Genomic DNA, 17,895 nt, shown 5'->3' with positions numbered 1-17,895 from the left:
TCACCGCTTTGATGCGCTACAGGCTGTGACGAGCAGGCCGAGTGCGGCGTTGCGATCGGCGGCGACGTCCTCCAGGGTTTCCTTGATTTTCCTCCTGCCGTTGAGGCGGAGGATTCCGATGGTCAGGTTCCGGAGGCTCGCGAAAGCGTGATTTGTGTTCCCGGTATAGGTCGGATCGTCGTCCTCGCGCCAGGCAGTGTCGCGAATGTAGTGGACCTCATTTTCGATGCCCCATTGGCCGCGGACGTGAGAGTGGAAGTATGACGCTGTGGCGTGCGTGCCCGTAGCGCTGGTGAGGGCGAGAGCGTATTCGCGGGTGAGGCGCGTTCCGGTAAGGTCGAACTCGTCTCGCCGGATGATGGCCGCCTTGTTGACATGCGGGAACTCGATGCCGTCGGCTTTCGTGGTCCAGGTCTGCCAGTTTTTGATCCGGCCGTGTCCGCGTTCCTGGACCTCGTGGTGGGCTGGTTCCTGGAGAAGTGGAAGGACCCGTTCGAATGTCTGCCTTTTTAGGGTCGGGCGATTCCCCTTCACCGTCATCACGTAGTCCATCCCGTGCTTGACGATGTCCTTTGCGGTGTCGTCCTGCGTATGCGCCGCGTCGAGGGTCACGGTCGGATGGCCTGGTATTTCCGGAAGCTGGTCGAGCAGATTCTCGACCTGGGTGATCTCGTTGGTGTCGTCGGGTACGCGGATCTGTCCGACGACGAGACCCCTGCCGTGGATCAGCGCGGCGAGTAGCTTGACCTGCGTCTTCTCATCTACCCAGGCACCACGCATGACCTTGCCGTCGACCGCGATGGTGACCTGCTCCCCGTTCTCCCAGGTGGTCTGCGCGAACAGCCAGCAACCGATGCGGGCGTCCAGAGCCGCGACGTCAATGACCTGGAGAACCCGGCGGATCGTCTTCTCGCTGGGTACTCGGTACCGCCCGAGGAAGTGGTCGTAAGGCGCTCCCAGCCGGGCCAGCAGGGGCTGGGGGATCCTCGCCGCCCAGCGGCCGATCTCACTGAGGCGCTTCGCGCCCGTCATCGTCGAAACAAGCGAGGTCGACAGGATGTACCGCAGGCTGTAGATCGCTCCCTTCGCCTTGCGCGGGTCGGGAATCTCGCCGAGCATCGCGAGCAGGCTGGAGATGTCGATCTGCTCGCAATCGATAGGCTCGGTGGACATGCCGGGGCCAGACTGGCATGATGGCACGTGGTGGCCTTCTGTCTTGGGGTTTTGTTTGGTGGTACTTACATTTTCCCAGGCGGAAGGCCACTTCTTTCTCAACGGGGAGCCTGCATCCCGTCAATCATTTCCAGATAATCGCGTGCGCCCAGCGACGCTGAATGCCCCGTCGAATCACGGTCAGCGCCAGGACAAGTTGCTATGGCACGAATCCATGACGAGCTGTAGCGATAATCAATCGCCCGTCGGACGCCCAGGAGTGATCACCAAGCCGGCTACTGTCAGCTATCAATTATGACGCTGCGCTACCTCGCCGGAGCCCTGGCCCAGGAGCGAGGGGGATTTCCTCTGACAAGCGTCCTTTGGCAGGCTGCGGGCGCTATCTCCTAAAGACCGAGATCGGCTGGGAGATCCGGGATGCCACCTCGCGGGCCTCCTTCGGGCGCAGGTGTCTGTGCCAAGCCCTCGGCGCGCGGGAACGGCCCGGGCCCGGCCGGGCCGCCGAGCAGGATCGGCGTGTGAAGGCTGGCAAGCGCGGCGAGGGTGGCCCGGGATTCCATTCCGGTCAGTCGCAACCGGTTCGCGTGCGGGCTCAGCATGGCCCACAGGTTCGCGTCGGGGTGGCGCAACGCCCGTTCGAACAGCTCAGTGTCGCAGGCGAGCACGCCGTGGTGCGGGTCCAGAAGCCGCATCTCCCGGCTGCGCCGGGCCGGGTCCAGCGACCGCAGGACCGGGGGCTTGCTGACGGCTGGCGCGAGCAGGTTGATCGCCGGATCGGTCAGCTGGGCGGTCCTGGCGGGCAGCGGTTGTGGTCCCGGCAGGGCGGCGCAGCTTTCGAGCAGCCGCCGTGACAGCCGAAGGGCGTCATCGTAGGCGTCCAGGAGTGCGCAGTCCCGCTCCGTCGGCGGGCCGTAGCGGTGGCCTGGCCTGGGAGCCAGCAGCAGCCCTTCGCTTTGGAGGCGGCTGACCGCGGCATAGCTGGTGGCGGCGAGGTCGGGCAGCACCAATGCGGCACGGCGGGCCGCGACCAGCGCCGTGTCGGGATCGGCGTCGACGGGCGTCGACAACGCGTCGAGATGCCGGCGTATCTCGCCGGCGACCTGGACCGTGTTCAGGCCGTCGAAGCCGAGGAGGCGCCGTAAGCGCAGGAGGTGGCGAATCTCCTCCCAGGTGGCAACGGCCGCGCGGGCGCTGTCGGTGACGCCCCGGTAGGCGGCGGGGGCAGTACGGCGACGACCGACGAACGCCGCGCTGCGACCGGCGACGGTACCGATGGCCGCGGCGAGGTCCGCCATCGCGTAGAGGCCAGCACGCGCAGGCCGGGCAGGTGGCTGGGCGAGGGCGTACGCCGCCAGGCGAAGCCGTTCGAGATTCCGCTCGAACGGGTCACCGCCCGCGGCTGAGTGCAGCCGGGTGATCTCGTCGAGGACGGCGAGATGGTGGTGACTTTCGTCGTGGCGCGCGCCGAGCTGCGCGGCCGTGGCCCGCGCCGGCGTCAGCCGGTCCAGCGCCTGGGCGATGCGCAGCGCCACCGCGGGCCCAGCGCTGTCGGGCAGGGTGGCGGCTCCGACGGGGTCTGCCGCCCGGAGAAGGTGCGCCCGTAGATGGGCCGCGCGCCGGACCGCGGTCGTGATGACAACAGCGACCAGCGCCCCGAGCCGATGCGCTGCCGCGGTGATCACCTCGGGGCGGGCCAGCGCGGCCGCGTCCGGGCTTCGTGGCTCACCGGCCGGGCCGATCTGGATCGCGAGCAGGTCGTGGGCGAGCCCGAGCGTCCGCGCTGGCTCCCGCCAGGCCGAGTCGGGGTGGCACTCGCTGATCGGCAGCAGGTCTGTGGCGGTGAGAACCGCCTGTTCCAGACGTGCGGCGAGTCTTAGCGCCGGGTTGTCGACCGGGCCCGACCGTCCGAGGAAGCGGGCGTGCCGACCAGCCAGCGCGGCCAGCCCGAGCAGCCCGATCGCGTCCCGCAGCGCCTCGTCCGGCCGGATAGGTGGTGGCCGGGCCGCGGCGGTGGCGATCTGCCGCCCGGCCGTGTCCAGCAGCCGGCCGTAGGTGGGCGGCTCAGCCATCGTCGGCGAGGACCCTCAGCGCCGTGCGGATGCGATCCTGCGCCCGCAACACGCCCGCCGGGTCCGGCGCGATCGGCAGGCAGGCGCCCAATGTCTCGAGCGCCGTGACCAGCACCGTGCGTATCTCGGCGCCGTCCAGCGGGCTGTCGTCGGCGCCGGGCAGCGGTGTGGGCTGCGGCAGCCAGGCCAGCTCGGCCCGCCGCAGTTCATCCCCGGCGGCGAGGCACTCCACGCCGGCCCATGTCGCCAGGCCCGCGGAGGCCAACGGCTCGAACAGCGTCCCCGCGGCCGCGACTTCCAGCAGTAGCCACGCGGTCCCCAGCGACGCCTCAGGCCGCGCGGACAGCGCCGCGACGACCCCACGCCACCGGGCCGGGTCCGTCTCGTAGGTCGAACCCGGCGCCGGCCGCGGAGCGGCACTGGCAGAGGGCAGATCTGCGTCCCTGTCATGTCCCGCCACGGAGCCACCTCATCTGCGGTCGATGTCGGCCAGCACACGCCCACTGTCCCGTCTCCCCGGCGGGGTAGACGGACAGCCTGTGGACAACCCTGCATGGCCCGAACCTCGGCACGGCCCTCGTACACGAACCGGGCAGTCCGACCTGGCGCAGGGCCCCGGCGAGGGCCGCCCGCAGGACCCAGACCAGGCACGAGGTCACCCCCGAGGGCCACCACGAGGACACCGCCGGCCGGGCTCGGCCGTCAGAGATCAAGCTCCGGGGCAGAGCCGGCGGCCGGCTCGGCGGGAAGACGCGGTTCGGAAGATCCAGCCGCGCTGCCGGGCAGCGGAGGCGACGACGCGCCAGCCGCGGCGAGCTGATCCGGCGCATGTCTGGCAACCAACGCGGCCAGGACGATCACATGTTCGTCTCCGAACAGCACCAGCCGGCGGGCATGTGGGCGCAGCATCGCGGCCAACTGGCCCCCCGGGTGCCGCATCGCCTGCTCGAACAGGGCGACCTCGCACGTCACCACCCCGTGGCGGGGATCCCGCACACTGATCCGCCCCGACGGGCTGCCGGGATCGAGGACCCGTGGAGGCGGCGGAGTAGCCACGACCAGCGGCGCCGACCGGTCGGCGAGGTAGGCCGCGCGGCCCGCCAGCGGCTGCGGCCCAGGCAGCGCCGCGCACACGGCGACCAGGTCACGCGAGACCCGTTCGGCCCGCTGGTAGGCCCTGACCAGGTCCGCACCGCTGCGAACGACGCGACGCTCTGGCCCGGCCGCCGGGATCAGCCGCAACTGGGACTCGGCGAGCAGCAACTGGCAGGCAGCCTGACTACTCGCGGCGAGCTCCGGCAACACCAGCACCGCACGGCGCGCCGTGCGCAGCGCCGCCCGCCGATCCACACCACCGCTATCCCGCGCCGCCGCGGCTCCGGAGATCTCCACCTGCCGGCGCAGCTGCCCGGCCATCGCCGCCGCAGCCCGGCCGTCCAACCCCAGCGACCGCAGCCAGCCCAGCCGCTGATGCACCGCCAGCCAGGCCGCCGCAACCTGCTCCGCCCGCGCTGCCGCCGCGGCGAACGCGCTGCTGGCCTGGCCGCGGCTACGCATCCGCGCCCAGCCCGCCAGGCCGCCGGTCCATTCCCCGACCGCCACCGCCAGGCCCGCGAACTCGACCAGTGCTGCCTGATGTGCCCGCGCCGGCGGGCGAGCCAGCTCGTGCGCGGCCAGCCGTAGCTGCTCCAACGTGTGATCGAACGGATGGACGGCACGATCCCCATACAGCGGCCGAACATCAGCCAAAACCTGCGGCAGGTCCCCCCGGCGGCACTCCTCGACGATCAGATCCACCACCGCACGCAAACCCGCGACCACATCCAACGCTCGTCCCGTGGCCAACGTGACCGCCGGATCCTCGGACGCGAGCACCTCGGTGGGTCGCCCGTCCGCTGACGGCCGGGCGAGAGCCAACAGGTGCCGACGCAGTGAACCGGCCCGCTCCCCCGCGCTGTCGGCGACCAGCCCGACCAGCGACGCAAGCGGCACCGTCGCCGCGGCGACCGCGCCACGATGCGCGAACGCCGCCGCGTCCGGCCCCCGCGGCTGCCCCTCCGGTCCCAGCTGCGACGCCAGCAGATCATGCCCCAGGCCCAGCAGATCAATCGCCGGCCGCCACGCCCCGCCAGGCTCAACCGGCCCGGACGGCAACCCGCCACGCGCCGCCTCCACCGCCCCCTCGATCTGCCAGGCCAGTTCCAATGCTGGGTTCCCCGGCCCCGCCGCCTGCCCGAGGAACCGCGCATGCCGACCCACCAGCCCGACCAGACCCGCCAACTCCGCCGCATCCCACGCGGCACCGTCACCCGGCACCGGCAGCAGCGCGACAGCCGCCACCGCCGCCGCCCGCCGAGCCTCGGCGACCAGACCGCCATACGTCAGCGGCCGCGCCATCACCCCAGCTCCGCCAACGCTCCCCGCACCGCGACCACAGCCTGCGCGACCGGCACCGGATCCACCGCGACCGTCACCGCGTCACGCAACACAGCTACCGCTGACCGCAACACGACCCGGACATCCTCCCAGCCCAGGGGCCCGCCGCCCTCGACCGCTGATCCCGGGGCTGGGGCCTCGCGGACACCGACGCACTCCAGCTCCCCGATCGCCCGCGTGACCCCCGTCCGCGCCCGCACAGCCCGCGACTCCCCCACCAACGGTGTGGCAAGCAGACCGGCCAGCGCGTGATAGAGCAACGCCAAGCCTGTCTCCAGGGTCGGAGGCGCCCCGGCCATCAACTCCGTCGACACCCCACGCCACCAGGCGACATCCAAAGCGCCGAGAAGATCGACATCAGCCATCGATTCGAACCGCGCCTCGTCCCGATCCATCACCGCACCTCCGTTCGGGCCACCTGCGCGACCTTCAGTCCAACATCACGAGCCCGAAGTACACCAGCCCACGCGAACGGCTGTGGAAAACCCTCAGCAGGTCCGCCCTCGCTGAGGCCATCGCCCGAGCGACACGAGCCCGGACCACCTGCCGCAGGCCGCCATGCCGACAACGAGGACTCATTCGACGGCCCGACCACCGAGCAGGGCGCCTACGATGGCCAACCGAAGGAAGCACCCGCCCACCCGACCAGGCCCTGACGGCTCAGCCTGCACATCGCCGAGCGCCACCAACAACGGAGCCACAGCGCAGTCCGACCGAACGCGCGAGATCCGCGCCGACGGACCGATACGCATTCCCGCCCTCAAGCGATAAACTCGCAGCTCAGCAAGTGTCGTCCCCGCCCGCGCGGGGATCTTCCCTACAGCTCCTCGCCTCAGGGCTCTCTGCTCTAGTCGTCCCCGCCCGCGCGGGGATCTTCCGAGGTCTGCTGACATGCTGTATTCGTTGTGCGAGTCGTCCCCGCCCGCGCGGGGATCTTCCACGTCATTGCGGCCGGGCATGGTGTCACGGGCTGTCGTCCCCGCCCGCGCGGGGATCTTCCGTCGGCGGGTTGCGGTATCCGCTTCCTGGTATTGTCGTCCCCGCCCGCGCGGGGATCTTTCGCCATCAGAGAAGATGGTCGCCGAGACTTCCGCGTCGTCCCCGCCCGCGCGGGGATCTTCCGGGGGCCATGCTCTGACTACTCTTCGCGGTTCCGTCGTCCCCGCCCGCGCGGGGATCTTCCGAGTGAGCTAGCTGCCTTAGTAGGCGCCACAGGGTCGTCCCCGCCCGCGCGGGGATCTTCCTTTCCGGGGGCAAAAGAGATCATGAGTGCGTACGTCGTCCCCGCCCGCGCGGGGATCTTCCTCCAGAACTGTTTTGGACTCTCTCTACGTGGCTGTCGTCCCCGCCCGCGCGGGGATCTTCCGGGCGAACGGGAGTATCTGCTTGGTGAGATCGAGTCGTCCCCGCCCGCGCGGGGATCTTCCCTCAGTCGGCAATGAGTTCAGCCAGTGGGCTCCGTCGTCCCCGCCCGCGCGGGGATCTTCCGAAACCATTCTCCTGGCCCTTGGTCTGGACATGGTCGTCCCCGCCCGCGCGGGGATCTTCCCGGTGAGCTGCCGGGGGGCGTAGACGTGGGCGCGTCGTCCCCGCCCGCGCGGGGATCTTCCCACCGGGACCGCGGTCGCCGACGTCGCGGCCGGGTCGTCCCCGCCCGCGCGGGGATCTTCCGCACTGTCACCGGTCACCGTCGTCGGCGCCTGCGTCGTCCCCGCCCGCGCGGGGATCTTCCCGGAGTCGGCCTGTCGGGTGTGACCGGCCAGCGGTCGTCCCCGCCCGCGCGGGGATCTTCCCTGATCGAGTGAGAGGGCGTCGTGGCTGCCTTCGTCGTCCCCGCCCCCGCGGGAATCTTCCCGTTTTCACAGAGGATGAGTACCACCACGCGGTGTCGTCCCCGCCCGCGCGGGGATCTTCCCCCCGGGCCGGGCGCCGTTGCCGCCCGGCAGGTGTCCGGAAAACCTCACTCCTCGACGCGTACGGCGAACGGCCGCATTTCATCGTCCGCAGGGAATGCGCGCAATCCAACCGAACAGAGAATCGCCACAATCGCATCGCACATACGAGCCGCCACTACACCCATGTGCCTAATGGCGTCGGCGCCAAAGTCCTTGTTGCGAGCACTTTCGGCAATAGAATTCATTAGCATAGCACTCGCGCGCCATTCTATGAATACGCCACCCGACGGGTCATCGCCAGCGTCGACATGCACCTCCGCGCCCGCAAGTTCTAGATTCTGCTCAATGCGGAACGCCGGTATCCCGGCCAGTTGGAGCTCGCTGCAAACTCGATCAGCTATCTGATTTCGCCGCCGAAGGACAGCCTCTGATGCCTCAGTGAAATTCAACTTACCGCCCTTGGACTTTAAACTGGGTGTGGGTGCCACAGGTAACAGGGTACCAACCACACCCAATTCTACCAGGCGTCGGCTAGTAACCGCCTGCAGTCCCAATCATCCTGCGCAACAATTCATTTGAAGCTGTTCTCAGCGTCGCGTCTTCCCCCCACGGGACCGACCAACTGATGGGCACGCCGGGGCGCAATTCTTCGGCCAACGTGGCACCACACGGCCCGCACGGCTGACGTTCGCTGTATAGCTCGGCGATACTCTTGCCACTGAAGCCTCGCGCCTTCAATTGGTTAAGTATGTCTATCTCTGAATGATAACCGTTACCCTTGCTAAATCCGTAGACAAGGTCACCAGTTCTTGGGTCGTTCCAACCTGGCACGCGAGCGGCCGCCACGTTCCGTCCTGGACCGATACCCGCTTCGACTCGCGCTTTGTAAGCCGCACTGCTGAGATCGGTGCTGTTATACGGGATCTCCCCTTCAGGGTCGTCGCCAGCGTCTGAACTAGTCGAGGTCGGTGGATGATCGCCGCCGCCGGCACCGGCGCCGCCGGTTTGGGTGGGTGGGGTGGCGGGGTCGTCGCCGATGCAGTGGGTGAGGCCGGCGTTGTGGCAGTCGTCGGCTGAGGCGGTGTATTGCAGGCCGGCGGTTTGGTCGGTGGCGGGGCCGAGGTTGGCGTCGAGGGGGTTGGAGTAGGTCTGGGGGACGTCGGTGGGTTTGGGGATGGTGCCGTTGTTGCCGACGCCATGCGTCGAGTCTGGGTTGATGTTCAGGGTGCCGTGGATGACGTCGTTCGGGTCAGGGTAGGTCTGCTGGGCTGGATTGGTGGCCGGACTCGGGCCTGCGCCTGGCTGAGTGACAGTGCCAGGCCCTGCGCCAGGCCCCGGGCCGCTGCCAGCACCAGGTCCGGCTCCTGCTCCTGCTCCCGCGCCTGTTCCGGCGCCAGGGTCATCAGGACTCGGGTTAGGATTGTTCGTCGAATTCGGGTTGGGATTCGGCGATGGACTCGGGGTGGAACTCCCGCTACCCGCGAGAGCATGGTACGCGGCGGTTCCGAGTTTGATCTCCTGACTCAAGTTCCATGCGGTTGCATAGCCGACGCCGTAGCCGACGTAGTACGCCCCTTCCACCGCCCCGGAAGCCGCGGCGGTAGCGATATAGCCGACCGCGTAGCCGGCATTATAGGCATTCGCGACGCCCTGGCTCGCGAGACCTACAGCCAGGCTACCGGCGGCGGCAACCGCGCGGACTCCTGGCGCTTTCTCGATAACACTGAGAAAGCTTTGACCGGTGGGGTCGCTGTAAGTGAGTGGGTTGCCGCCCGCGTAGGTGTAGCGGTTGTCGGCGGCAGTGCCGGTCCAGGGCAGCGGGGTGGAGTCGCGGGTGGTGAAGGTGCCGTTGGTGGGGGTGTACCAGCGGGTGTCGGCGTCGAGTTGGCTGGTGGTGGGGTCGGTCCAGCCGCCTTGGTAGCCGATTTCGAGGTGGCTGGTGCCGGTGGTGGTGGGGGTGCCGAAGGGGTCGTAGGTGCGGGTGTCGGTGAGGGTGCCGGTGGTGGTGAACGCGGCGATGGTGTCGCCGTGGGGGTTGGTGAGGGTGGCGAGGCCGGCGCTGCCGGTGTCGGCGCCGATGAGCTTTCCGGTGGGGTCGTAGGCGTAGAGGGTGCCGTCGTGGTAGCTCGGCTCGTTGGACAGGTCCTCGTAGGCGAACGCCTGGCTGCTGTTGCGCCAGGAGACCCGGCCCAGCGCGTCGTACTCGTAGCTGGTCGTCGTCGGCCCGCTGGTCACCGAGGTGAGCTGGTCGAGGGCGTTGAACGTGTCGCTGGTCGTGGCCGACGCGGTGGTGGTGGTGCTGACGGTGCCGCGGGCGGTGTAGGTGTAGCCGGCACTGCCGTCGTTCAGCAGCCGGTTACGGGCGTCGAACGTCGACGTGACCCCACCTGCCGAGACGCGGTTGCCGGCGGCGTCCCAGCCGTAGGCCGTGGTGGTGGCGGCCTGGTCGGTCCAGGAGGTCAGCCGGTTCGCCTGGTCGTAACCGTAGGACTGGCTACCCGCGCCCGCGACGCCGGCAGGGCCGATCGTCGTCGCGGTCAGGTTGTCGTTGGTGTCGTAGGTGTAGGTCTGCGAGCGCAGCGTCCCGGACGGTCCGGTGAGGGTGTCGGAGGTGGTCCGGGCGAGCTGGTCGTAGCCGTAGGTCTCGACGGCGCCGCTACCCGACGAGGTGTAGTCGATCGAGGTCAGCTGGTCGGCGTCGTCATAGCTGTAGGTGCGGGTGCCGGTGGTGCCGGCGCCGGTGACGGTCGCGAGGTTGCCGCGGGAGTCGTAGGTGTACCCGCTGGACAGGGCTGCGTTCCAGCGTGTGGTCATCCGGCCGTCGGCGTCGTATCCGAACGATGCGTCGCCCTCGGTGTGCTGGGAGCCGGTCAGCAGGCCGCGGTCGTCGTAGGAGAACTCCTCATCGGCCGACGGCGTGTGCGTGTTGGTCAGGTTCCCGGCCAGGTCGTAGGCCAGGGTCCGGGACGCCGACGCCACGCCCGTGCCGGAGCCGGCTTCGGCGATCAGCTGGCCGAGGGCGTTGTAGGTGGAGGTACGGGTGACACCGCCGGGCTCGACGACGGTGGTGGGCAGGCCGCCGGTGTCGTAGGAGGTGGTCCAGGTGCGGTCGGTGAGGTTCGGGTAGGCGGTGGTCGACGGCTCGATCGTCTTCTCGGGCAGGCCGAGGCTGTTGAACGTGGTGATCGTGGCGTTGCCGTTGCCGTCGGTCAGCCGGGTGCGGTTCCCGGCGGCGTCGTAGCCCGCCGACGTCGTGAGTGAACTGCCGGCCGCGACGGGAACCGTGATCGAGCGGAGCTGGTCGAGGGCGTCGTAGGCGTCGGTGGTGGTGTTGCCGTTCGGGTCGGTCTGGGAGGTGACGTTGCCCGCCGCGTCGTAGCCGATCGAGAGGCTTCGCAGCGGGCTGTTCGTGTTCGAGAACTGCGCGGCGCCTGTCTGGCGGCCGGCCCGGTCGTAGGCGTAGGTGGTCTTGCGGCCGAGCGGGTCGGTGCTCGAGGCGAGCCGGCCGGCGAGGTCGTAGGTATAGGTGGTGGTCTTACCGGCCTCGTCGTGGGTGGCGGTGAGCTCCCCGGCGCCGTCGTAGTCAGCGGTCGCGGCGGCTCCGGCGCTGACGTTCGTCGGGCGCAGGATCTTGTCGAGGTCGCCGGCGTCGTCGTAGCCGTAGTAGGTGGAGAAGGTGGCACTGGGGGTGCGTTCGGTGCTGGTCGTCGCCCAGAGGCGGTCGAGGTCGTCGTAGGCGTAGAAGATCCAGGCGCCGTTCTGGTCGACGGTGGTGACCAGGTTGCTCGCGTCGTCGTAGATCGCGCGGCTCACACCCGGTGCCGGCAGCCCGTCGACCTGCGGGTCGGTGACGGAGACGACCCGGTCGCGCATGTCGTAGACGGCGGTCGTCGTCTGGCCGCGGGTGTCGACGTGGGTGAGGACGTTGCCGTTGTGGTCGTAGGTGAACGACTCGGACGGGGTCGACGCGGACCCGCCGGGCGGGGTGTACGACGGGTGGCTGACCTGGGTGGGCCGGCCGAGTGCGTCGTAGGTCGTGGTGGTGGTCAGGTTGCGGGCGTCGCGGGTCTGGGTGACCTCGCCGAACGTGTCGTAGCCGACCGTCCCCGTCGGGGTTCCGGCGCTGGCCGCGTTGCCGTTCTCCTCGACCTGCACCGACGGGGCGGTCACCTGGCCGACCGCACCGGCCGGGTTGGTCGTGACGTGTGTCGTGTAGGCCGGGTCGAAGGCGGAGCCCGGGGTGTAGCCGCGCGGGTCGACGAGCGTCGTCGTATAGCCGCGCTGGTCGCGGGTGACCGCGGTGGTGAAGCGGGCGACGCCGTCGCCGAAGACGGTCGTCGAGGTCAGCCGGGAGGCGTTGTCGTAGCCGTACTCGGTGCGTTCGGTCGTCGACGTGCCGGCGGCGCCGGTCTCGATGGCGGTCGGGTCGCCGTTCGCGTCGTAGGACAGCGCCGTGGTGCGGTGGACGCCGGCCGGGTCGAGCGCGGTTCCGGTCGCGTTGCCGGCCTGGTCGTAGCTGGCGGTGGCGGTGGTCAGCCCGCCGCCGGTGACGGTGCTGGTCTCGTTGCCGGCGCCGTCGTAGGAGTGGTCTTCGAGGACGATGGTCCGCGTCGTTGAGGAGAGCGTGCCGGTGGCGAAGTCGGGGTTGTGGTAGCCGGTCCGGGTGACCTGGTGGAGCTTGCCGTCGAGCCAGTAGGTGTAGTTGGTCGTGCGTCCGAGCGCGTCGGTGACGGAGGCGAGCCGGCCGGCGGGGTCGTAGGCCCGCGACTCGAGGACGACGTCGCGGGGTGACGTGCCCGCGACCGGGTCGTCGACGAAGTTCTTCAGTGTTGTCGTCGCGAGCTCGCCCAGCGGGGTGTAGGTGTAGGCCGTGACGGTGCCGTTCGGGTCGGTCGTCGTCGCGAGGTTGCCGTTGGCGTCGTAGGTCTGCGCGCTGGTCGCGGCGGCCGCGGTGCCGGAGGCGGCGGTGGTGGACAGCAGCCGGTCGTCGGCGTCGTAGGTGTAGGTGGTGGTGCGGGCGGTGTCGCCGCCGGTGGCGTCCGAGATGACGGCCTGGGTGCGGTTGCCGTTGGTGTCGTAGGTGTTGGTCGTGACCCGGGTGTGGGTGGTGGCGGTGATCGGGTTGGTCACGCCGGGTTCGGTGACGGTCGCGACCTGGGAGAGCTTGGTGTAGGTGTAGGTCGTCGTCAGCCCGGAGGGGTAGGTGTCCGAGGTTTCCTTGGAGGTGAGCCGGCGGCCGATCTCGTCGGTGGTGTAGTCATGCACCAAACCGGCGGGGTCCTGGTCGTGGCGCAGGTCGCCCTTGGAGTCGTAGCCGTAGGTCGTGACCTTCCCGCGGGCGTCGGTCCTCGAGGCGAGCAGGCCCGCGGGTTCTGTTCCTCCACCGACGGCGGTCTCGGCGCCGGCGGTGTAGGTGGAGCTGTTTGTGGTGCCGCCGGGGAACGCGGCGGTCGGCGGGCTGGTCGTCGAGACCAGATTCCCGAAGGGGTCGTAGCCGTAGGTCGTCTTGTAGGCGTTGTCGTTCGGTGCGGCGGAACGGCCGTCGCGGTGGGCGACGATCAGGTCGTCGCGGGGGTCGCCGGGCGGGCCGTTGTAGTAGTCGTAGTAGTCGGTGACCGGCCAGGTGCCCGAGGCGTCGGAGGACCGCACGACCGTGCGCGCCAGGACGTTGCCGTGCGCGTCGGTCTGGTAGTTGGTGGTGTTGCCGTTCTCGTCGGTGGCCTGGGCGAGGAACCCGTCGTCGTTGTAGGTGAACGTCTTCGTGCCGGTCGGGCCCGTCTTGGACAGCAACTGGCCGTAGACCGAGTAGGTCCAGTCGGTGGTGGTGCCGGCCGGGTCGGTGGTGCGCACGACGATGTTCGGGCTGGTCGCGGTGACCGCGTAGGTGGTGCGATGCCCGAGGCCGTCCTCGCGCCAGGCCACCGTGCCGTCGGAGTTGTAGCCGACCTTGGTGTTCAGGTTGCTCTCGGGCAGCGAGATCTGGGTCAGCTCGCCGGCGGAGTTGTAGCTGTAGCTCGACCCGGTGGCCACGCCCGGTGTGGCGACTCCGGTCAGGCGGCCGGAGGCGTAGCTGTAGGTCCAGGTCAACGCCCCGCCGTTCGCGGCGACTGAGGGTGTGGCGACCTGGGCGATGTGGGTGTTGTCGGTGGTCCAGGTGAAGGTCAGCGCCCGGCCGGACGTGGTGTTCGTCGCCGAGGTAAGCCGGGAGTTCGCGTCGTAGGCGAGGGCGACCCGGTTGCCGGCGGGGTCGGTGGTGGCGAGCAGCTTGCCGTCGGAGCGGAACGTGTAGGAGGTGCCGCCCTTCTCCGTGAGCCCGGTGGCGACAGTGGTGGTGAAGGTGTCGATCCGGCCGGTACCGGCGGCATCGGCGTACGGGCCGGCGCGGCTGGCGAACAGGAGGGCCGGGTCGTGGGCCGAGAGGATCTGGGTGCCGTTGCGCAGCACCGAGATCGACGTGCCGGAGGTGACGATGCTCAGCACGTCAGCGGCGGTGCAGCAGGTGCTGGCCGCGGTCGCGACCACGGTGTCGGTTCCTGCGACGCGTTTGACCAGCTGCCAGCTGTTCGACGCCGGCGCCGCGACCAGACGCCAGTAGTTGTTGGCGTCCGCGACGCGGAACGCGACGCCGACCCCGGCCTGGGCGACGGGTTCGGTGAAGGTGATCGTGCCGTCGGCCGCACCGGCGACCGTGCTCAGGTTGTGCCCAGAACCGGCCGCCGTCGCCAGGTAGGCGCTGTTGCCGTTGATACCCCAGGTGCCGGCTAGGTTGGTGAAGGCCTCGCCGTCGTCGCTGGCCCCGAGGCTGGTGGCGCTGTTCGCGGCGGTGAACGTCGCCCGATGTCCCTCAGGCGTAATGGTCAGGCCGTCGATCCGGCCGGTGCCGGTCGACTGGGCGTACAGGCCGGCCTTCGTCGCGGTCGAGAACGCGCTGTCGGTCGCGGTGCCGACGACGACGCCGTTGCGCAGCATCTGCAGGGTGCTGCCGACCATCCGGACGCCATAGGTGTCCGTCGTCGCGCAGCAGACGCCCGTGACCGTCTTGACGGTGGACTCCAGGCCACCGGAACGTTTCGCCAGGACCAGCGACGTTCCGTTCTCGTAGAGCATCCACATGTTGTCCGCGTCCTGGACCCGGAACGCGACGCCGAGCCGGGACTGCGTCGTCGGCGTCGAGAACTGGATCGTCCCGTCCGCCGGCGCCGGCACGACCGCCACCGACTTGAAAATTCCGGCGGACACGAGGTAGGCGGAGTTGTTCGAGACACCCCAGGTGCCAGCCAGCGCCTGCCAGGTCTCACCGGTATCCGTCGCGCCCAGCGAACTGGTCGAGTTCGCGGCGGTGAACGACGCCACCCGCGGCTTGGAGGCCTGCAACGACGCGTAGTAGCCGTGTTCCGGCTGATAGGTGCCGTCACCGTTACGGCCAAACAGGGTCGTCCGCCCGTCGCCGTTACGGATCTGGATGTTCCCGGGACCGGAGGTCGCGGCGCCGGCGGCCATGTCGTAGGCGCTGGTCCAGCCGGCGCCGAACAGGCCGTCGGTCGTGCTCTTCGAGTTGTAGCTACGCGCCACCGACAACGGCGGACCCACTTCCCGCAGGGATGCGTCGGTGACCTGCGTGGTGAAGTTCTGGGTCAGCGGATTGACTCCGGCGACGGCCGGTGCGTAGGCGTTCGCGCCGTAGTCCGCGCCGGCCGTCACGTTGTAGTTCACCGGTTCCAGGGCCAGTGGCGAGGTCCACAGACTCTGTGAAGTGCCGTCGGATACCTGGACGCGCCAGTAGTAGATCTGGCCCCAGGTCAACGGTGTGGGCGGCGCCCAGATCGGCCATGACGTCCAGCCCGAGGACTGGCAGGTGCCCGAGTTCGCGTCCGTCCCGGTACAGAGCTCGAACTGGTAGGTGAGCGGGTCGTTGTCCGGGTCGAGCGCGAGCACACCCAGCGTCGGCTGCGTCGAGGGCACCTCGGAACCCGAGATCGGCGAGACCCCGACGATGTACGGCGACTGGTTGACCCCGGCGGCGACGTTCACCGGGGTGGCGAGTTCGCCGACGCCCTGGCCGGAGAACCAGGACGTGCCGGTCTGCTCCATGTCCCAGCGGATCGTGTAGTTACCCGACGACAGGCTGGACAGGTCCACCGACGCGTTCACGTCCACGGACTGGCCCGACGCCACCGTCGTTGGGATCGGTGTCTGGACACCTTGGTGGATCAGCTCGAACGTGTTCGACGCGTCATAGATGTGGTACGACAGCGCATAGCCAGCGCCCGACGTCCACGTCGTCTGGCCCGTGTTCTTCACCCGGACCGTGATCTGCCCCGGAGCGGTCGATGTCGGCGGCACGGACCAGGTCGCGCTCCCTGATGGGAACGAATACTCCGCCCCGTACGGCGTCCATTCCAGCTCGAGGCGCGGGCGGTAGTCCGACGTCGGGTCCGCCGGGTTGCACCAGCAGTTGTTCGAGTAGAACGACTTCAGCCACTGAGTGTCGGTGTCCGACGTCGTCAGCCCGAGGCCGAAGTTGGCAGTCGGGTCGTGGGTCCAGGTGTTCACCAGGTTGCTCAGCCGGGTGTCGTAGTCACCGATGAACTCCCACGACCCGCCACACGACGAGCTGCCGTCGTCGGCGAACGACTTGTTGGCGACCTCACCGCCGAGCGTCGCGCCGGGCCAGGTCATGTTCCCGCCGTACCAGGGGATGAGTACCTGTCGCAGACTCACGGGATGGGGCGTGCAGCCGCTGGCGGAGAACCAGTTGAAGATCTTGACATGGGCGTTGGTCACCGTCGCGTTCGTCAGCGACGCGTCGCCGGGGAAGCTCAGATACCCGTGCACGATGTCGTTGGTCGGCGAGTAGTAGCCGGCCTTGATATCCAGCTCCGAGGCGTAGTTCGTCGACGGACTGGCTGACGACACATACGTGTCGTCAGCGCCGGTCAGCAGCGTGGACACGTTCGGGTCCACCTTCACCGGGAACACCCGCTCCGGTGCCGCCAGCCATGCCTTGTCGAGGTCCACCTGCAGCGCCTGCTGGCCGTTCGACACGGTGACCAGGCTGTAGGTCACCCCACGTGAGTAGGCGTAGAAGCCGTCCTTCGTCGTCGGCCGGGAGTCGGCCATCGACCCGTGCGGGATCAGCGCCCGCACCGTGCCGCCCCTGTCCAGCAGCTGGACGTCGCCCTGGTCGTCCAGGCTGGCGGTCAGCCCGGACAAGGTCAGCGGATACACCCACGTCGTCGGCGCCGCCGCCGACTTCAGCACCAGGACTTCCTTCAGCCCGCCGGCGGTCGGCCCCAGCTCGAGGTCAGCCTGGTCCCGCACTCCGGTGAACGTCGCCTTCGACCCATCGACCTTGGCCGCCACCCCGGCCGCCTGCGCGATCCCGAAACCGAAAGACAGGCCGCCACCGAGGTCGATGCTGCCCAGCTCGGCGTCGTCCGCCTTCGGCGCGACCTCCAGGCCGGCCTGCGTCGACCTGGCGTGCAGCCGGCCCTTGTCCCCAGCAACCAGCGACGTGTCGATCCCGACCCAGTCACCCTTGGAGCTCTTGAACCGGTCCGAGCCCATCGTCGCCTCGGACGTGTACGTGCCGTCCGGGTTGTGGAACACCTGCGACGACGCCGTCCGTAGCCCCGGAACCTCGACCCGTCCGGCTTGCGGCTTCATCTCGCCGCTCGCGTCAGGCCTCGTCACCGCCTGGGGCCGAGACGGCCCGAGCTGCGCGCCCCGCGGCGTGGAAGCCGCCCTCGCCGCCTCATCCGCTGAAGGCTTCTGCGGCGTGAACGCAACCTGTTTCAGCGGCGTGATCGTCGCCCCCGTCGATGCCACCGCCCCCGCCACCACGGGGGCCTTGCCCTGCAGCGTCGCCGGGCCTGTCCTCGCCGTGCCCTGCGTCGCGCTCGTCGGGACCAGGCTGGCCTTCCCCGCTGCGCTACCCGACGACGAAGCCGGCAGCTTGCCCGAACCGCGAAACGGGTTCTGATCCGCGATCGGCACAGCCTTCGGTCTGGCCGGCGCGTCCAGCACGACCAGCCCGACGACCACGAGCAGCACCGCCAGCAGCGGCGCCACCCGGCGGACCCGGGCGTCACGCCGCCACTTGCGCCGGCCGAACGAGAGACGGCCAAAGGAGAGGAGGCTACGGGTGGCGGGGCGGTGCCGGCCGGACATCAAGGCTCCCGAACAAGACGTGAGCAGGACAAAGCCGAACGACAAGAGACCAGCCTGGGTAGCCGCACCCGCGCCGGCGACCTGCCCTCAACAACCAGCACAGCGACGACCGCCGATGCCTTCCAGGGCAGCATGAATAGACCAGATGAGGA

7 protein-coding genes and 1 CRISPR repeat array are annotated in these 17,895 nt (G+C 69.4%); all 7 genes read right to left on the bottom strand.

Going from position 1 to position 17,895, the window contains the following annotated elements:
- On the bottom strand, positions 1 to 1,173 hold the full coding sequence (locus tag FRADC12_RS26055) for an ISAs1 family transposase (protein WP_045878587.1): 1,173 nt from the start codon (positions 1,171 to 1,173) through the stop codon (positions 1 to 3).
- 386 nt (positions 1,174 to 1,559) lie between these two features.
- Positions 1,560 to 3,242: a hypothetical protein gene (locus FRADC12_RS26050; protein WP_045878586.1), complete on the bottom strand. Its 1,683-nt coding sequence runs from the start codon at positions 3,240 to 3,242 to the stop codon at positions 1,560 to 1,562.
- Positions 3,235 to 3,702 (bottom strand): hypothetical protein, encoded by a 468-nt coding sequence (locus FRADC12_RS26045; RefSeq protein ID WP_045878585.1) that lies wholly within the window; start codon positions 3,700 to 3,702, stop codon positions 3,235 to 3,237. The genes FRADC12_RS26050 and FRADC12_RS26045 overlap by 8 nt, the downstream gene beginning before the upstream one ends.
- A 242-nt stretch (positions 3,703 to 3,944) precedes the next feature.
- Entirely contained in the window at positions 3,945 to 5,639 is a 1,695-nt protein-coding gene (locus FRADC12_RS26040; RefSeq protein WP_045878584.1) for a hypothetical protein, read from the bottom strand.
- Entirely contained in the window at positions 5,639 to 5,944 is a 306-nt protein-coding gene (locus tag FRADC12_RS26035; protein WP_157489055.1) for a hypothetical protein, read from the bottom strand. Before FRADC12_RS26035 ends, FRADC12_RS26040 begins: the two co-directional genes overlap by 1 nt.
- A gap of 523 nt (positions 5,945 to 6,467) precedes the next feature.
- A CRISPR array of direct repeats spans positions 6,468 to 7,593; the repeat unit is 28 nt; unit sequence GTCGTCCCCGCCCGCGCGGGGATCTTCC.
- Positions 7,594 to 7,638: 45 nt separating this feature from the next.
- Positions 7,639 to 8,082, bottom strand: coding sequence for a hypothetical protein (locus tag FRADC12_RS31825; protein WP_198153049.1), 444 nt, complete (start codon positions 8,080 to 8,082; stop codon positions 7,639 to 7,641).
- Positions 8,083 to 8,104: 22 nt separating this feature from the next.
- Positions 8,105 to 17,743, bottom strand: coding sequence for a DNRLRE domain-containing protein (locus tag FRADC12_RS26030; RefSeq protein WP_198153048.1), 9,639 nt, complete (start codon positions 17,741 to 17,743; stop codon positions 8,105 to 8,107).
- Between the last annotated feature and the right edge of the window lie 152 nt (positions 17,744 to 17,895).

The sequence above is a fragment of the Pseudofrankia sp. DC12 genome (genome assembly GCF_000966285.1).
Classification (GTDB): Bacteria; Actinomycetota; Actinomycetes; order Frankiales; family Frankiaceae; genus Pseudofrankia.
Note: the sequence above shows the minus strand (reverse complement) of the source record. Positions and strands in the feature narration are given on the sequence as shown.

Excerpts from the sequence above, each read along its gene's own strand:
- FRADC12_RS26055 (WP_045878587.1), bottom strand. The coding sequence starts at position 1,173 with ATGTCCACCGAGCCTATCGATTGCGAGCAGATCGACATCTCCAGCCTG.
- FRADC12_RS26050 (WP_045878586.1), bottom strand. The coding sequence starts at position 3,242 with ATGGCTGAGCCGCCCACCTACGGCCGGCTGCTGGACACGGCCGGGCGG.
- FRADC12_RS26040 (WP_045878584.1), bottom strand. The coding sequence starts at position 5,639 with ATGGCGCGGCCGCTGACGTATGGCGGTCTGGTCGCCGAGGCTCGGCGG.
- FRADC12_RS26030 (WP_198153048.1), bottom strand. The coding sequence starts at position 17,743 with ATGTCCGGCCGGCACCGCCCCGCCACCCGTAGCCTCCTCTCCTTTGGC.